Origin of the sequence: Sinorhizobium sp. P24N7 (assembly GCF_042436655.1) — a bacterium.
Classification (GTDB): Bacteria; Pseudomonadota; Alphaproteobacteria; order Rhizobiales; family Rhizobiaceae; genus Sinorhizobium; species Sinorhizobium meliloti_A.
In genome coordinates this window covers 389765-405709 of record NZ_JBHMIW010000004.1, presented here as the reverse complement: position 1 = coordinate 405709, position 15945 = coordinate 389765, and the positions used below count along the sequence as shown (strand labels likewise).

15 protein-coding genes and 1 tRNA gene are annotated in these 15945 nt (G+C 62.4%); 10 read left to right on the top strand and 6 right to left on the bottom strand.

Annotated elements, in window-relative coordinates; translation table 11 throughout:
• The first annotated feature begins 219 nt into the window (after positions 1-219).
• From cml to ACFHWW_RS09400, 3 genes are all read left to right on the top strand, one after another.
• Positions 220-1419, top strand: a complete 1200-nt coding sequence (cml, locus tag ACFHWW_RS09410) for a CmlA/FloR family chloramphenicol efflux MFS transporter (RefSeq protein WP_338277388.1) — start codon at positions 220-222, stop codon at positions 1417-1419.
• A gap of 153 nt (positions 1420-1572) precedes the next feature.
• Positions 1573-2961, top strand: a complete 1389-nt coding sequence (locus ACFHWW_RS09405) for a lipopolysaccharide biosynthesis protein (RefSeq protein WP_379938068.1) — start codon at positions 1573-1575, stop codon at positions 2959-2961.
• A gap of 3 nt (positions 2962-2964) precedes the next feature.
• Positions 2965-4236: a GNAT family N-acetyltransferase gene (locus tag ACFHWW_RS09400; protein WP_379938041.1), complete on the top strand. Its 1272-nt coding sequence runs from the start codon at positions 2965-2967 to the stop codon at positions 4234-4236.
• A 15-nt stretch (positions 4237-4251) separates the two neighbouring features.
• Here the strand turns inward: ACFHWW_RS09400 and ACFHWW_RS09395 are convergent, their stop codons facing one another.
• The 3 genes from ACFHWW_RS09395 to ACFHWW_RS09385 form a co-directional block, all read right to left on the bottom strand.
• A complete protein-coding gene (locus ACFHWW_RS09395; protein WP_379938039.1) occupies positions 4252-5898 on the bottom strand; it encodes an AMP-binding protein in 1647 nt (548 codons plus the stop codon).
• A gap of 149 nt (positions 5899-6047) precedes the next feature.
• The gene (locus ACFHWW_RS09390) at positions 6048-7664 is read right to left on the bottom strand and encodes an arylsulfatase (RefSeq protein WP_379938038.1); all 1617 of its coding nucleotides are present in this window, start codon (positions 7662-7664) and stop codon (positions 6048-6050) included.
• Between the two features lie 411 nt (positions 7665-8075).
• Positions 8076-8160: transfer RNA gene (locus tag ACFHWW_RS09385), tRNA-Leu, on the bottom strand.
• A gap of 269 nt (positions 8161-8429) precedes the next feature.
• On the opposite strand from ACFHWW_RS09385, the gene ACFHWW_RS09380 reads away from it, so the two are divergent.
• Positions 8430-8960: a disulfide bond formation protein B gene (locus tag ACFHWW_RS09380; RefSeq protein ID WP_338277381.1), complete on the top strand. Its 531-nt coding sequence runs from the start codon at positions 8430-8432 to the stop codon at positions 8958-8960.
• Between the two features lie 2 nt (positions 8961-8962).
• On the opposite strand, the gene ACFHWW_RS09375 is transcribed toward ACFHWW_RS09380, so the two are convergent.
• Both ACFHWW_RS09375 and ACFHWW_RS09370 read right to left on the bottom strand, forming a co-directional pair.
• Positions 8963-9520, bottom strand: a complete 558-nt coding sequence (locus ACFHWW_RS09375) for an HNH endonuclease (RefSeq protein WP_003533486.1) — start codon at positions 9518-9520, stop codon at positions 8963-8965.
• A 105-nt stretch (positions 9521-9625) separates the two neighbouring features.
• Positions 9626-10273: a DNA-3-methyladenine glycosylase family protein gene (locus ACFHWW_RS09370; protein ID WP_379938037.1), complete on the bottom strand. Its 648-nt coding sequence runs from the start codon at positions 10271-10273 to the stop codon at positions 9626-9628.
• Between the two features lie 155 nt (positions 10274-10428).
• On the opposite strand from ACFHWW_RS09370, the gene gluQRS reads away from it, so the two are divergent.
• Positions 10429-11325, top strand: a complete 897-nt coding sequence (gene gluQRS / locus ACFHWW_RS09365; protein WP_379938036.1) for a tRNA glutamyl-Q(34) synthetase GluQRS — start codon at positions 10429-10431, stop codon at positions 11323-11325.
• Positions 11326-11343: 18 nt separating this feature from the next.
• Here the strand turns inward: gluQRS and ACFHWW_RS09360 are convergent, their stop codons facing one another.
• Positions 11344-12219 (bottom strand): YihY/virulence factor BrkB family protein, encoded by an 876-nt coding sequence (locus ACFHWW_RS09360; protein ID WP_018096930.1) that lies wholly within the window; start codon positions 12217-12219, stop codon positions 11344-11346.
• A gap of 170 nt (positions 12220-12389) precedes the next feature.
• On the opposite strand from ACFHWW_RS09360, the gene ACFHWW_RS09355 reads away from it, so the two are divergent.
• The 5 genes from ACFHWW_RS09355 (at position 12390) to ACFHWW_RS09335 (ending at position 15925) form a co-directional block, all read left to right on the top strand.
• Complete coding sequence (locus ACFHWW_RS09355) at positions 12390-13223, top strand: SDR family oxidoreductase (RefSeq protein ID WP_275597421.1); 834 nt, start codon at positions 12390-12392, stop codon at positions 13221-13223.
• Between the two features lie 22 nt (positions 13224-13245).
• Positions 13246-13449, top strand: coding sequence for a twin transmembrane helix small protein (locus tag ACFHWW_RS09350; protein ID WP_018096928.1), 204 nt, complete (start codon positions 13246-13248; stop codon positions 13447-13449).
• Positions 13450-13466: 17 nt separating this feature from the next.
• Positions 13467-14045, top strand: coding sequence for a cob(I)yrinic acid a,c-diamide adenosyltransferase (locus ACFHWW_RS09345; protein WP_018096927.1), 579 nt, complete (start codon positions 13467-13469; stop codon positions 14043-14045).
• A 38-nt stretch (positions 14046-14083) separates the two neighbouring features.
• The gene (locus ACFHWW_RS09340) at positions 14084-14875 is read left to right on the top strand and encodes a rhomboid family intramembrane serine protease (RefSeq protein ID WP_379938035.1); all 792 of its coding nucleotides are present in this window, start codon (positions 14084-14086) and stop codon (positions 14873-14875) included.
• Between the two features lie 300 nt (positions 14876-15175).
• Positions 15176-15925: an electron transfer flavoprotein subunit beta/FixA family protein gene (locus tag ACFHWW_RS09335; RefSeq protein WP_379938034.1), complete on the top strand. Its 750-nt coding sequence runs from the start codon at positions 15176-15178 to the stop codon at positions 15923-15925.
• Positions 15926-15945 lie beyond the last annotated feature (20 nt).

The window sequence follows — 15945 nt, the reverse complement described above, 5'->3', positions numbered from 1 at the left end:
CGGTCGGGCGCGCGAACGATTGTCTGCCTGCCACTGACACGGCAGGCAACTTACCTCACCTCAAGATGTGCATGGAGCCGTAGCATGGGAGCTCAAAAGTCCTCGGACAAGTAAGCCGCAACAACGCTTTTTCCTTGTTGTTGCGGCGTCTGTCGAGCCGACCCCCGTGCCGAAGGCAGACCGCCGCCGAATGTTCCTCATTTGAGCGGATGTCTTTCCATGCCTACAAAACCTCATGTCTGGCGCTATTCGCTGCCGGCAGCGCTGCTGCTGATGGCGCCCTTCGATATCCTCGCCTCCCTGGCCATGGATATCTATCTCCCGATCGTTCCGGCGATGCCCGGTATTCTCGGGACCAGTCCTGCCGTGGTCCAGCTCACGCTGAGCCTCTATATGGTGATGCTCGGCCTCGGCCAGATCGTCTTCGGGCCCGTCTCCGATCGCATCGGACGGCGGCCTGTCCTGATCGGCGGAGCGATGCTGTTCGCCGCGGCGTCGTTCTGCCTTGCGGCATCCTCCAGCGCCATACCATTCGTCGCCTTCCGCTTCCTGCAGGCGGTTGGCGCATCTGCGGCCCTGGTGGCCACCTTTGCGACGATCCGGGACGTCTATGCCGACCGCCCGGAAAGCGCGGTTATCTACAGCCTGTTCAGTTCCATTCTGGCATTCGTTCCCGCTCTGGGACCGATAGGCGGCGCCATGCTGGCGGAGAGGTTCGGATGGCGCTCGATCTTCGTTACGCTCGGTGCATTTGCCGTAATCGCGCTGGTGCAGGCACTGCCTCGCTGGCATGAAACCCGCCCTTCGGCGGCAGCGCTGCCGCGGCGCGCATTCGGGCCCCTTTTCCGCAGCCTCGCCTTCTGGACCTATACCCTCGGCTTCAGCGCCGCCATGGGCACGTTTTTCGTGTTCTTTTCCACCTCTCCGCGCGTTCTGATCGACAGGGCAGGATATTCGGAGCTGCAGTTCAGCCTCGCCTTTGCAACTGTAGCAATCGTGATGATCATCACGGCGCGCTTTGCCAGGCGGTTCGTCTCCCGATGGGGAACTTCGGGCAGCCTCCTGCGGGGCATGTGCATGTTGCTTCTCGGAGCGGCGCTCCTGGCCGCCGGGCAGAGCTTCGGCACCCTTTCGTCCTGGACGTTCGTCGCGTCGATGTGGGTCATGGCGGTCGGCATCGTCTTCACCGGATCGGTAACTGCAAACGGCGCGCTCGAAGGGTTCGGATACATGGCGGGTTCGGCGGTCGCAGTCTATTTCTGCGTCCAAAGCCTCATCGTCGGGACGGCGGGGACACTGCTCGTGATCGGACTGCCGGGCGACAGCGCGTGGCCGCTCGTGGTCTATGCCTCGACAATGGCCGGTGTCGTGCTGATCGCGCGCCGGCAGTTGCTGTCCAGGAGGCACGCCCGGGCATGATTGAAGAGGAAGTCGGGCAAAAGCCCGGCTTCCTCGCCCTCAAGCGAGGGTGCTGAACCCTTTGTTAACGCTGATCTGACAGAAGTGAAGCCCAGTATTGCGTAATGTCAGGGTGTCCTCGTGTTCATGGCGGTATGTCAATCGGCCGGACGAATGCTGCCGTCGGCGCTGAGATATCGCCTGCCTCTTCTCTTGCACGGCCTCGCGTCGCTTCTTGCGGGGGACGATCCCAGGAACCGTGCACAGCGCGTGGCGCTCATCGCCTTTCTGATCCGTATCGTCAGCGCAGCCATCGCCTTCGTCTCGCAAATCGTCCTTGCGCGCCTCGTCGGCGAGTTCGAATACGGCATCTTCATTTTCGTCTGGGTGCTGGTCGTCCTCTTCGGAAACCTGTCCTGCCTCGGTTTCCATGCGACCGTGATCCGCTTTCTGCCGGAATACCATACGACCGCGGCGCTTGCGAACATCCGCGGTCTGACCACGACGGCGCGGGCCTTTGCGATGCTTTCCGCGACCGTTCTCGCCGCAGTCGGCGGAGCCGGCCTCTGGCTCTTCGGCTCCGCCATCGAAAGTTACTATGTGATTCCCCTCTATCTCGGCCTGTTCACTCTGCCGATGATCGCGCTCGGCGACGTACTGGACGGCACCGCGCGGGCGCATAGCTGGCCCATCGTCGCGATGAGCCCGACCTATCTCGTGCGGCCGCTGCTGATCCTCGGTTTCATGGTCATCGCGATCGCTGCCGGGCTTCCGCGCGATGCGACGACAGCCATGGGCGCTGCGCTGGGGGCGGCCTATGTCACCACGCTCGGACAATTCGTGACGATGGCATGGCGGCTCCGCCGCCATTACGTGCGCGGGCCGATGAAGATCGAGCTCGGGCGGTGGCTCAGCGTCTCCCTTCCCATTTTTCTGGTCGACGGTTTCGGGTTCCTGCTCACCAATTCCGACGTCGTCATTGTGGGCCTCTATCTGAAACCCGACGATGTGGCGGTTTATTTTGCGGCGGCCAAGACCATGGCGCTCGTCCATTTCGTGATGTTCGCCGTCAAGGCGGCAGCAGGTCCGCGTTTCTCTGCGGCAATGGCCGCAGGCGATCGCCGGCAGCTGGCGGAAATCGCCGTCGAAAGCGCGCGCTGGTCCTTCTGGCCATCCCTGGTGATCGGCGGCTGCGTACTCGCAGCCGGCAACATCCTGCTTTCGCTGTTTGGCCCGGCGTTCACGGCGGGCGCCCCCTTGATGGCGATCCTGCTGACGGGAATTCTCGCCAAGGCCTTTGTCGGACCCGCCGAAACGCTGCTCACGATGGCGGGGCGGCAAAAGCTCTGCGTCCTGCTCTATGCGGCAGCGCTCGGAGTCAACATCGCCTTGAACGTGACACTCATCCCGGTCTTCGGCCTGACGGGCGCAGCTGCCGCCACTGCCGGCGCGATGTTCGTGGAGGCAGCCATCCTGCATTTCGCCGTAAGGCGCACTTTCGGCTTTCCCCTGCTGGCTGTTGCCGGCGCGGGGACGATGAACAACAAGAACGAGGCGATTTGAGCCATGATCGGCAATGTCCTTCCCGCAGACGTGAACGGCAGCGCCAACCGCCTGCTTGGCAGCCTCGCGCAATCCGGTCCCGATACGTTGCAGTCCGAGCGGACATTGATGGTCGGAAGGCCCGGACGGCACCTCGCGGTCTATCCGGCGAGAGCGGGATACGACCTGCAGCGGGAGCTCGACTTTCTCTCCAATCGCGCCATCGAGCAGAACGTCTTCTTTACCGGGCGCTTTCTCGCGCCGGCCATGCCGCGCCTCGAGGACCGGGTGATCCGGCTTGCGGTCATCCGCGACCAAAGCGAGCAGAGAAGCCGAATCCGCTTTCTCATGCCCTTCTCGATAGAGAAGCCGGGTTTTTCGATCGGCGCGACCATTATTCGCGCCTGGTCCAATCCATTCGGGCCGCTGGGCACGCCCCTCCTCGACGCGGAGGACGCGGCCGAAACGATCAGCAATCTTTACGAGGCGCTGGCCGCACCTTCCGCCGGCCTGCCGCCGGTGCTCGTCTTTCCGGACATCAGGTTGAACGGCAAATTTGCGCAGCTTGCCCGTGCCGTTGCGATCGGCGAAAACCTGCCGCTGACGGTGACGGATACATTCAGCCGGCCGATGCTCGAAAGCCTGCTGGACGGCCCCACCTATTTGCGCGAGGCCGTGAGCCCCCAGCGCCTGAGGGAGCTGAAGCGGCAATGGAACAATCTCGCGAGGCAGGGGTCGCTGGCCTACAATGTCGCGCGCCAACCCGATGAGATCCGCCTGCGCATGGAGGAGTTCCTGGTCCTCGAAGCGTCCGGCTGGAAAGGCCGCGAACGCAGCGCCATGATCATGGACCGGTTCCGCGCCGCTTTCGCGAGGGAAGCGGTAAACAATCTGGCCGAGGCCGACAGCGTCCGCATTCACACGCTCGATCTTGACGGCAAGGCGATCGCGACCATCGTCGTTCTGCTGATGGCCGGCGAAGCCTATGCCTGGAAGACCGCCTATGACGAGCGCTATGCGAAATACTCTCCGGGCAAGCTGCTTGTCGCGGAGCTCACGGAGTGGCATCTCGACGATGCCAATATCATCCGCTCCGACTCCTGCGCCGTGCCCGATCATCCGGTGATGAGCCGCCTGTGGCAGGAGCGAGAGGAAATGGGCACGCTCGTGATCGGGCTGGCACAGAACCGCGACCGCGACGTGCGTCAGGTCGCCGCGCAGCTCCACCTTTATCGCAATACCCGAAACATGGCCCGGCTGCTGCGTGAAAAGATCCGGGCGCTGGCAGGCCGCTGATCTTTCAGCCGAACATCAGCCGCCGGACACGGCGCGCGCCTCTGCCGCCGCCTTCTCCCGCAGAAGCCGGCGGATCACCTTGCCCGAGGTGGTCAAAGGCAGGCTGTCGACGAAAGCGATCTCGCGCGGATATTCATGCATCGACAGCCTGTTCTTCACCCAGTCGCGGATCCCTGCCGCGGTCTCGTCGCCGGCAGAGACGCCGGGTTTCAGCACGACATAGGCCTTGACGATCTCGGTCCGGAGCGGGTCCGGTTTGCCGACTGCCGCGGCGAGCTGCACGTCCGGATGCCCGGCGAGACAATCCTCGATCTCGCCCGGGCCGATGCGATAGCCTGACGACGTGATGACGTCGTCGTCACGTCCGAAAAAGGTGAAATAGCCCTCTTCGTCCATGGCGCCCTGGTCCCCGGTCGTCATCCAGTCGCCGATGAACTTGGACTCGGTCGCCTCTTCGTTGCGCCAGTAGCCGAGGAACATCACCGGATCGGGACGCCTGATCGCCACCTGCCCGACCGCGCCGGGCGGCAGAACCCGCCCCTCGCCGTCGATGATCGCGACCTGATGACCCGGTGCCGCCTTGCCCATGGAGCCGGGCTTCGCCACGCCGAGATCGGTCGCAGAGGAGATGACGATATTGCATTCCGTCTGGCCGTAGAATTCGCTCACCTCGACGCCGAGCGCCGCCCTTGCCCATTCGAAGGTCTCCCGCCCGAGCGCCTCGCCGGCCGAACCGACGGTGCGCAGCTTGAGCGCGTAGCGATCGCGCGGCCGCTCGACGGATTTGAGGAGCCTGAGCGCCGTCGGCGGGATGAAGGCGTTGCGCACCTCCATTTCCTCCATGATCCGGAACGCGGTATGCGCATCGAATTTCTGCGCCGGCGAGGACACCACGGGCACGCCGAAGAAAAGCGACGGCAGCAGAGCGTTCAGGAGACCGCCCGCCCAGGCCCAGTCGGCAGGCGTCCACATCCGGTCGCCAGGCTGCGGCAGGAAGTGGTGATGGAACTGGAATCCCGGCAAATGGCCGAGCAGCACGCGATGGCCATGCAGGGCTCCCTTCGGCGGCCCGGTGGTCCCCGAAGTGTAGATCATCAGAGCGGGATCGTCCGGCTTCGTTTCCGCGGGATCGAATCGGCCCTCCCGGGCCACGAGTTCACCGAACCGCACGGTGCCGGATTCGTGCTGTTCGTCGGCAAGCACCACCAGGCGCAAATCCGGCAGCTCTTCCCGGTTCGCCGTTAGCCGCTCATGGCCGAAGCGATTGGTGACGATCGCTGCCGCACCCGCATCCTTCAGCCGGTAGGCAAGCGCCTCGGCGCCGAAAAGCAGAGCAAGCGGCAGCGCGATGCCGCCCAGCTTGTAGATTGCCGCATGGGCTATCGCCGCCTCGAACCCCTGCGGCAGCAGGATGGCAACGCGATCGCCGGGCTTCACCCCATGTGCGGCAAGTCCGCCGGCAAAAGCGGACGAACGGGCGGCAAAGGCGCCATAGGTCAACGCAAGATGCGCCCCGTCCGAGCTGAAATGCTGGAGACAGACGCGCCCCGGCTCCCGCGCGCCCCAGGCATCGCTGACGGCTACGCCGATGTTGAAGGTATCGGGTATCCGCCAGCGGAATTCGCCGTAGAGTTCGTCATAGTCTTCGATCTTCGGGAGCATGAGCTTGCTGCAGCTGGGTTTTGCTGCAATGCAGCTAGCATTTGAGCGCGGGGGAATTCAATGGTGGTGCCCACCGTGGGCGCGGATTTTGGGGAGAGGCGAACGCACCGGGGTCGGTGCGTTCTTTCCGGTTCGATCGGCCATCGACGCTATTGCTCGATGCCGCGGTCTTTGAACGATTGATCGATCGCCTTGTCCACTTTGGCCCGCACACCTTCGAGGTTGAAGCTGGCTCCGCGTTGGCTAGGCGGATATTTGATGAAGCTCTCCAGGAACGCTGCAGCCTTCAATTGACCCTTCACCAGCAGGAAATCGTTTCTTACAAGCCAGTCGTTGTATTGATCGGACACCAGGTCCGCACGCTCATAGGGGTCCATTCGAAGGTTGAACAGCTTGGGCACGCGCCAGGTCACAAGCGGCGTTTGCCAGACGGCGAATCCTCCGCCGGCAGTTTGTTCATGAAAAACCACCTTCCAATCGTCGTAGCGTGTGGCCACCAGGTTGGCGTCGTCATCGAAATAGAAAAATTCGGAACGGGCACTCTTGTCCGACTTGCCGGTAAGGTAGTCCAGCTGGTTGTAGCCATCGAGATGGTTCTTGAACGTCGTCGTGCTCCCCTCGGGCTTCCAGCCGTTCAGCAGACGGGTCTTGATGTCTGGGTCACCCGCCGCCGCCAAAAGCGTCGGGAACCAGTCCAGGCCGGAGACGATCTGATTGGAGACCTGACCTGCCTTGATCTTCCCGGGCCAGCGGACCATTGCCGGTACCCGGAAGGCACCTTCCCAGTTTGTGTCTTTCTCGCTGCGGAACGGGGTCGATGCGGCATCTGGCCATGACCATTGGTTCGGACCATTATCGGTCGTGTAGACGACGATCGTGTTGTCCGTGATGCCGAGATCGTCCAACGCCTTGAGCAGATCGCCGACGTCGCCGTCATGCTCGATCATCCCGTCGGCATATTCATTGCCGGGCATGCCGCTCTGGCCGCGCATGGATTCGCGGACATGGGTGAAGGCATGCATGCGTGTCGTGTTCATCCAGGTGAAGAAGGGCTTGCCTTGCTTGACCTGCCTCCGGATGAAATCGATCGCGGCGGCGGTCGTTTCGTCGTCGATGGTTTCCATGCGCTTGCGATTGAGCGCGCCGGTGTCTTCGATCTTCCCGTCGGCCGACGATTTCACCACGCCGCGGGGATTGTACACCTTCAGGAATTCTTCATCGTCCTTCGGCCACGCTGCTGCTTCCGGCTCCTCTTCCGCATTGAGGTGATAGAGATTACCGAAAAATTCATCGAAGCCATGGTTCGTCGGCAGGAACTCGTCCCTGTCGCCCAAGTGGTTTTTGCCAAACTGGCCGGTCGAATAACCCAGCGGCTTCAAGGCCTGGGCTATGGTGATGTCACCGGCCTGGAGCCCTACGGGCGCTCCGGGTGCACCGACCTTGCAGAGACCCGTGCGCAGGCAGGCCTGGCCGGTAATGAAGGTCGACCGGCCCGCCGTGCAGCTATTCTCGCCGTAGTAATCGGTGAAGCGCAGGCCTTCCTCAGCAATGCGGTCGATATTCGGTGTCCTGTAGCCCACGATGCCATCCGCATAGGCGCTGATGTTCGTCAAACCGATGTCGTCTCCGAAGATTACCAAAATATTTGGCTTGTCTGGTGGGGTTGCGGGTGTCGCTTGCTGCGCATGGGCGACGGAGATAACCGTCAGTCCCACTGTGATGCCGGCTGCAGCTGAAAAAAGTCGATCAAGTAGCGATCTAGTCATGACACTTCCTCGATATGAAGCTCTAGGCTTGCTGATGTCCGACTTGCGCTTGCCCGGTATTTACGCGCCGTGAGACGCCGACGCAGTACCCGGACCGAGTACCGGGAGACGTGAAACTGCGACCCGGATAAGCCCCCTCCGCCGCGTGTGCTCGAGGTGGAGGTTGATCGTAAAAATACAACCGAAGTTAGTATTCGCAACCCTCGTGCGGGTGCCTCTTCGACTGTTTTCAAAAGTATCGCAGACATACAGGCCCGCCGGCGCAGCTATTGGTCGCGTCGAGAGCCGAGGACTATCCCGGTGGAATAGACGGAAAACAGATCAGAATAAGATGAAGTTTTGCGAATGGCGCGAGGACTATCAGACGCCAGAAGATAAAAGCGCAATGAAACCAACACTATAAAGTAGTTGTGGTGCCCCATGCCGGAGTCGAACCAGCACTCCTTTCGGAACTCGATTTTGAGTCGAGCGCGTCTACCAATTCCGCCAATGGGGCTAGAGGCATGCGTGATATCAGCGCTTGCGATTTACACGATCGATTTCGGGCCGGTCAACCGCGAAGTTGCGAATTTTGCCGATCGTGTGAATTTGGCGGAGTGCTCCCACGAAAAGTGCCGCCGGCTGCTCCATACGATCACAAAAGCGTGCAGGCGGCCGAACATGCGACCCGATTTACAGAGCCGGCGATCCTGCCTAAGAAGGCGGCGTTCGATTTCACTGGCGCCCGGGCGGCATGTTCGCCGCTCCGCGCGCCGAGGGGTGTGCATGTTTGCAGATTCGTTCGCTCAGCGCCGGCAACTCATTTGCGCCGTACTCGTCACCATCGGCATGGCGGCGACCGTCGGCGGTGCGCTCGGCTTCGAGCATATCGGCGGCTATATCCCCTGCGCGCTGTGCCTGCTTCAGCGCGATCCCTATTATTACGGCATTCCGCTCGGAGTTCTCGCCATCGCAACCAGCGTGCTGAAGCTGCCCGGCTGGACCACCCGCACGCTGCTCCTCGGCGTCGGCATACTGATGCTGGTGGGTGCGGGCCTCGGTGTGTACCATGCGGGCGCCGAGTGGCACTTCTGGGAAGGCCCCTCGACCTGCGCCACCACGGCGCAAGGCATTTCTTCCGATGTCGGCGACCTGCTCGGCGATCTGGATGCGAAGCACGCGCCCTCCTGCACGGATGCGGCGCTGCGCGTGCTCGGGCTTTCTTTCGCAGGCTGGAACGTCATCGCGAGCCTGATCCTCGCGGCGATCGCTCTGCGTGGTGCCTTGAAGGCGTCAGCTCAGGGTCGGGCGTCTTAACCTTACGGCTGCAGCTCGACATCCCAGTAGAGATAATCCATCCAGCTGTCATGCAGGTGGTTGGGCGGGAAAAGCCGGCCGTTATTGTGCAGATCCTGAACCGTCGGGTGATAGGGCTTCTGGTGCGGGAACATGCCGGCCTGCTTCGGCAGCTTGCTGCCCTTGCGCAGGTTGCAGGGAGAACAGGCCGCGACGACGTTTTCCCAGGTGGTCTGGCCGCCATGCGCACGCGGGACCACGTGATCGAAGGTCAGGTCGTCCGGCGAGCCGCAATACTGGCACTCGAATTTGTCCCGCAGGAATACGTTGAACCGGGTGAAGGCCGGGTGGCGTGACGGCTGGACATAGCTCTTCAGACAGACGACGCTCGGCAGCCGCATCGAGAAACTCGGCGACGAGACGGAGTGTTCGTATTCGGCGAGGATAGTCACACGGTCGAGAAAGACCGCCTTGATCGCGTCCTGCCAGGACCAGAGCGACAAGGGATAATAACTCAGCGGCCTATAGTCGGCGTTCAACACGAGCGCCGGCAGGGCCTGAGGTGAGACTGCAATCGTCAAGCGTATTCTCCTGAGCGATTCGGCATCTGCCTCTTCTATATTAGGCGCGTTGCGACAGGATTGTGAAGCCACAAAGAAAAGGGAGCAAAGGATCCGCTTTTTTCGTCAAGGCGTCACGGGAAGCGCATCGCGGCGCATCTCCTGCGCATAATAGGCCCAAAAAAGCCGCGCGGCGACACTGCGCCATGGCGACCAGCCGCCGGCGAGCGAATCGACCTCGCTTGCCGTCGGTCGCAGTTCGAGCCCAAGCGCATGGCCGATGGCATTCTGCAGGGCGACATCGCCGGCCGGGAACACATCCGGATGGCCGGCGCAGAAGAGCAGATAGACCTCGGCGGTCCAACGGCCGATGCCCTTGATCGCCGTCAGTTCGTGAATTGCCTTGACGGCTTCGGCATTGCAGATGGCGTCGAGATCGATCTCGCCCGCAATCGCGGCAGCGGCGACCCTTCTCAGCGTATCGGCCTTGGCCCGGGACAAGCCGAAGCGTCGGCAATCTTCGTCGTCGAGCGCAAGCACCGCGTCTGCGGTGATCTCGCCGAGCGAGGCCTCCATCCGGTTCCAGATCGCCGCCGCGCTCGCCTTCGAAACCATCTGGGAGACGATTATGTTGGCGAGACCGCGGTAACCGGGGTCGGTGCGCCTCAAGGGTACCGGCCCCGCCTTGTCGATGACGTGTTCGAGCCGGGCATCGAGCATCACCAGACCGGCAAGACCGGCCTCTATATCCTCGTGCGTCCGGATGATCCGCATGCATCCTCCCACTGCATGTGTCCGGGATCGTCGCCGATTTACGGACGAAGCATGCAGGAATTCAAAGTGCTACAGATCCCTTGGTGCGCAGGAAGAACGCACGGCCCTGTAGAAAGCGGGTGATCTTTACAACGCTTCCGTGGCAAAGGAAAAGAATGCCGATTTCACGACCAGAACAACCGGTTTTTCGTTTCGCGCCGAGTCCCAACGGTCTCCTGCATCTCGGCCACGCCCTGTCGGCGATCCTCAATCACGACATGGCGGAAGCCGTGGGCGGCCGTTTCCTGCTGAGGATCGAAGATATCGACCGGACGCGCTGCCGGCCGGAATTCGAGGCGGCGATCTTCGAGGACCTCGCCTGGCTCGGTCTCGATTGGGAAGAGCCGGTGCGGCGCCAATCCGAACATCTCGGCGTCTATGCCGCTGCGCTCGAGCGCTTGAACGCGATGGGCCTCGTCTATCCCGCCGTGATGACGCGCGGTGAAATAAGGGCGGCGGTGGCCGCGGCAGAGGCGAAGGGGCAAGCGTGGCCGCGCGATCCGGACGGGACACCGCTGTATCCCGGCCGTGAGCGCGGCTTCAAGCCGGACGAGCAGGCGGCTCTCCTGGCGAGCGGCCGCCCCTATGCCTGGCGTCTCGACATGGGAGAGGCCCTGCGGCGGGCCGGCGGGCCACTCACCTGGCGAGAAACGGGATCGAGCCAATCGGGCGAAGCGGCCTCGATCGTCGCCGATCCGGCGGCCTGGGGTGACGTCATCCTGTCGCGTTCGGATGCGCCGTCGAGCTATCATCTCTCGGTCGTGGTCGACGATGCCCTGCAGGGGATCACCCATGTCGTGCGCGGGCGCGACCTCTACCACGCGACATCGGTGCATCGCCTGCTGCAAAGCCTTCTCGGCCTGCCGCAGCCGGTCTATCACCATCATCGCCTCGTTCTCGGGCCGGACGGACGGAAACTGTCGAAAAGCAACAGCGACACCGGAATCGCCTCCTTCAGGGCTTCGGGGCACAGGCCTGCGGATGTCAGGGCCATGCTTCTCGGCGAACGATGAGGAGAGAAATTCGCGGCCTTACTCTCCTCGGCCTCCCTGGAAACTGCGCCTGACCATGAGCTTCACCTTGTATTTCAGGATGGCAGCGTTGATTTCCGCGCCGATGATGAAGATCGCGCCAAGCATGTAGAGGAAGACCAGGACGATCATGATGGAAGCAAGCCCGGCATAGGTCGTCACGTAGTTGGAAAAATTGGCGATGTAGGAGGCGAAGGCGTAGCCGCCGACGGACCACAGCACGAGCGTGAGGAAGATGCCGGGCAGGACGTCGACGACGTTGCGGTGGCCGGCCGGCAGCCACAGATGTGCGACGAGCAAGCCTGCCGTCAGCATGGTCAGCGTCAGGGGCAAGCCCCAATCGTCCACCGCCGCCATCAGCGTATCCAGCCAGGGGAACCACTGATCCGCATTGCGGACCGCCAGAGGCACCGCGACAAGAAGAAGGCTGAGGGCGGCCAGAATGAGCACGGCGCCGAGCACGAAGCCGAGGCTCGCGAGCCGCGTCACATACCAGTAGCGGCTTTCGGCAACTCTATAGGCGCGATTGAGCGCGATCCTCAATGCTTCGACGCCGTTCGACGCGAAATAGGCTGCAGCAAGAACGGAGATCGTAAGCAGGCTGCCGCGCGGGATGGTCAATACGCGCACGACTTCGTCGGCCACCGGCTTGGCGATCGATTCCGGCCAGGTGTCGAAGATCAGATGGACTGCCGTCTGCGCGAACTGATCGGCGCCCAGAAAACTGGCGAGCGCGGTGCCGAAGATCAGAAAGGGAAAGACGGCCATAAGGGAAGAAAGCGCCACGTGACTGGCCATCGCCCAGCCATCGTCCTCGCTGAAATGCCAGAGCGCATCAAACACGACCTTCCAGATGATGCGAACGAATGCCGGCATTCCGTCTCCCACTCTTTCACCAATCCCGCTCCTGATGAGGACCAGCCGGCGCAGTACCTGCGAACGGCCTTGACGTCACGTTCCGGTCCCAGCCATCGCCTTTGCAATTCAATTGTATCCCAACGATGAATATGGGAAATGGGGCTTGGATTTCTACAGGAATCGCGTGGATGCCGGATCGCCCCACAATCATCGTCACCGGTTGTTCGTCAGGCATCGGTGCCTATTGCGCCCGGGCGCTGCAGCGGGACGGCTGGCGGGTCTTCGCGACCGTGCGCCGGCCGGAGGATCAGGCGCCGCTGGAGGCCGAAGGCATCGAGACCTTCATCATGGACTATACTCGGCCGGAGACGATTGCCGCGCTGGTGGAAGCCGTGATGGCGCTGAGCGGCGGACGAATCGATGCGCTTTTCAACAATGGCGCCTACGGCCAGGCCGGCGCGGTGGAGGATCTGCCGACGGAGGCCTTGCGGCTCCAGCTCGAAACCAACGTCATCGGCTGGCACGACCTGACGCGGCGCGTCATCCCGGCGATGCGCGCCCGCGGGCATGGCCGCATCGTCCAGTGCTCGTCCATTCTCGGCCTCGTGCCCTATCGCTGGCGCGGCGCCTACAATGCCTCGAAGTCCGCGCTCGAGGCGCTCTCGCTCACATTGAGGATGGAGCTCGCCGGCAGCGGCATCGGCGTGAGCCTGATCGAGCCCGGCCCGATCGCCTCGAAATTCACGACCAATGCGATCGCCTATATCGAGCGGTTCATCGATCTTGAGAATTCCGTCCATCGTGCGGAATACGAGCGGCAGATGCGGCGCCTGCGCGGCGAGAGCAAACCGGCACCCGGCAAGCTCGGCCCCGACGCCGTTTATGCCGTATTGAAACACGCTTTGACGGCACGCCGTCCGAGGCCGCATTATATAGTGACAAGGCCGGCCAGGCAGGGAGCGCTTCTCAAAAAGCTCCTGCCGGCGGCACTGTTCTACCGCATCATCGGTCGTCTCGGCTGACCGAACCACAAGGATTTACGCCATGAACAGCTTCCTTACCGGTCTGACCCTGCTCGTCATGGGCCTGGTAGCGATCGTGCTGATCCGCGGCCTGCTCAACATGGCCAGGGGCGGCAGCGGCAACACCTCCAACAAACTCATGCAGGCCCGCGTGCTGTTCCAGGCCATCGCCATCGTGCTGATCATGCTGACGCTCTGGGTGACCGGCGGCGGCCGTCCGAGCTGAGGTAAAGCGACAGCATCATGGTGAAATTGAACAAAATCTACACCCGGACCGGCGACAACGGCACCACCGGCCTCGTCTCCGGCCCGCGCCGCCTGAAAAGCGACCTCAGGGTCGAGGCCTATGGCGCCATTGACGAGACGAATGCCTTTGTCGGCCTCGCCCGCCAGCACACGCATGCGATCCCGGATCTCGACGCGATGCTCATGCGCGTCCAGAACGATCTCTTCGATCTTGGCGCCGATCTCGCCACACCGGATACGGGCGAGAAGCCCGAATACGAGCCGCTTCGCATCGTCGCCGCCCAGGTCGAGCGCCTCGAACGGGAGATCGACCGGCTGAATGCCGACCTCGAACCGCTGCGCTCCTTCGTCCTGCCGGCCGGCAGCGCCGCTTCGGCCGCGCTCCATGTTGCCCGTACCGTCGCGCGGCGCGGCGAGAGGCAAATGGTCGCACTCGCATCGATGGAAGGCGAGGCCGTCAGCGCGGAGGCGATTGCCTATGTCAACCGCCTTTCGGATTTCCTGTTCGTCGCGGCCCGCTGGGCAAATGACAAGGGGCGCGCCGATGTCCTTTGGGTCCCCGGCAACAACAGATAACGTATTTTTGTTTCGGCGCGGGTCGTCTCGGGGATCGCATGTTCATACCGCTGCATGACAGGAACGAGCTGAAGCACATAAGAATGCAGTATGTGACGATCACGCTGATCGTCATCAATTTCGTTGCCTGGCTCGCTACCGGTCCCGTCGCAACCGAGGCATTCGCCAATGCTGCGATCCTCGGGCTAGGTTATATCCCCGCGATCATCTTCGAGTATGCCGCCCTCGATCCCTCGCTGGTGATCGTTCCGGACGAATTCACCTTCGTCACCTACTCGTTTCTGCATGGCGACTTCATGCACCTCGCCATGAACATGCTTTTCCTCTGGGTCTTCGGCGACAATGTCGAGGACGCGCTCGGGCATTTCCGATTTCTCGTTTTCTATCTTCTGTGCGCGGCGGCCGGAGCGCTGGCCCATGGGCTCCTCGATCCGGCCTCGGAGGCGCCGCTGATCGGCGCTTCCGGCGCCATATCCGGCGTCGTTGCCGCCTATTTCCTCCTGCACCCCAAGGTGCGGGTCTGGGTGCTCGTGCTCTTCCGCATCCCCCTGCCGCTCCCCGCCGCCATTCCGCTCGCCTTCTGGATCGGCCAGCAGTTCTTCATGTTCGTGGCCGATCCCGGCGGCGGCGTTTCCTGGAGTGCGCATGTCGGCGGCATCGTCGCGGGTCTCCTGCTCGTTGTCGTTTTGCGACGCCGCGGTGTGCCGCTGTTCGATCGGACCATCGTCACTCCACGCGCCGTGGAGCACAGGACGAGAGCGCCCGATGAAACGTTGCCGGCAGCCGCCGGCGCTTCGAAGCCGGCTCCGCAATGGGGCCGGCCGGGTTGATTTTCGAGGGGAGCCCGAGAAATAAAGGTCGCGTTTTCAAGGGATTGCATGCCCTGCATTTGGGGTGATGCCCAATAGAAGCCGGCCTTGCGGCTCCGCTTGCCAGCGGATTTTTTTACCTGTACGTAAACGTAAGTATGAATAAGCCTGGTCATATCGAATTGGCGTTGGTTCATCGCGATTTAGCGTCAAGAACGGCTTGTCTATGGAGCAAAAACGCGTATCGATGTCGCCAACCGACAATCAGGCCGCCTTGTTAAGGCGCATTTTCCTGCGAACGTTTTTGGAGGGAAAGAATCCATGAAAATACTTGTGACGGTGAAACGGGTCGTCGACTACAACGTCAAGATCCGGGTCAAAGCGGATGGAACGGGCGTCGAGCTTGCCAATGTGAAGATGTCGATGAACCCCTTCGACGAGATCTCGGTCGAAGAGGCGCTGCGGCTGAAGGAAGCCGGCAAGGCGAGTGAAGTGGTGGTCGTGTCGATCGGCCCGGCCAAGGCGGAAGAGACGCTCAGGACCGCGCTCGCCATGGGCGCCGACCGGGCGATCCTGGTCGAGACCGAAGACCAGGTCGAGCCGCTCGCTGTGGCCAAGATCGTCAGGCAAGTCGCCGAGGCCGAACAGCCGGGGCTGATCATCGTCGGCAAGCAGGCGATCGACGACGATTCCAACCAGACCGGTCAGATGCTGTCGGCCTTGCTCGGCTGGGCCCAGGGCACCTTTGCCTCCAAGGTCGAGATCGGCGACGGCAAGGTCAACGTCACCCGCGAGGTCGACGGCGGCCTGCAGACGGTCGAACTGAAGCTGCCGGCGGTCGTCACCACCGATCTGCGCCTCAATGAGCCGCGCTATGCCTCGCTGCCGAACATCATGAAGGCGAAGAAGAAGCCGCTCGACAAGAAGACTCCGGCCGATTTCGGCGTCGACACCAGCCCGCGGCTGAAGGTGTTGAAGACCGAAGAGCCCTCCGGCCGCAAGGCCGGCGTCAAGGTGAAGACGGTCGCCGAGCTCGTCGAGAAGCTCAAGACCGAAGCCGGCGTGCTTTAAGTTCATGCGTCCGGAAAGCG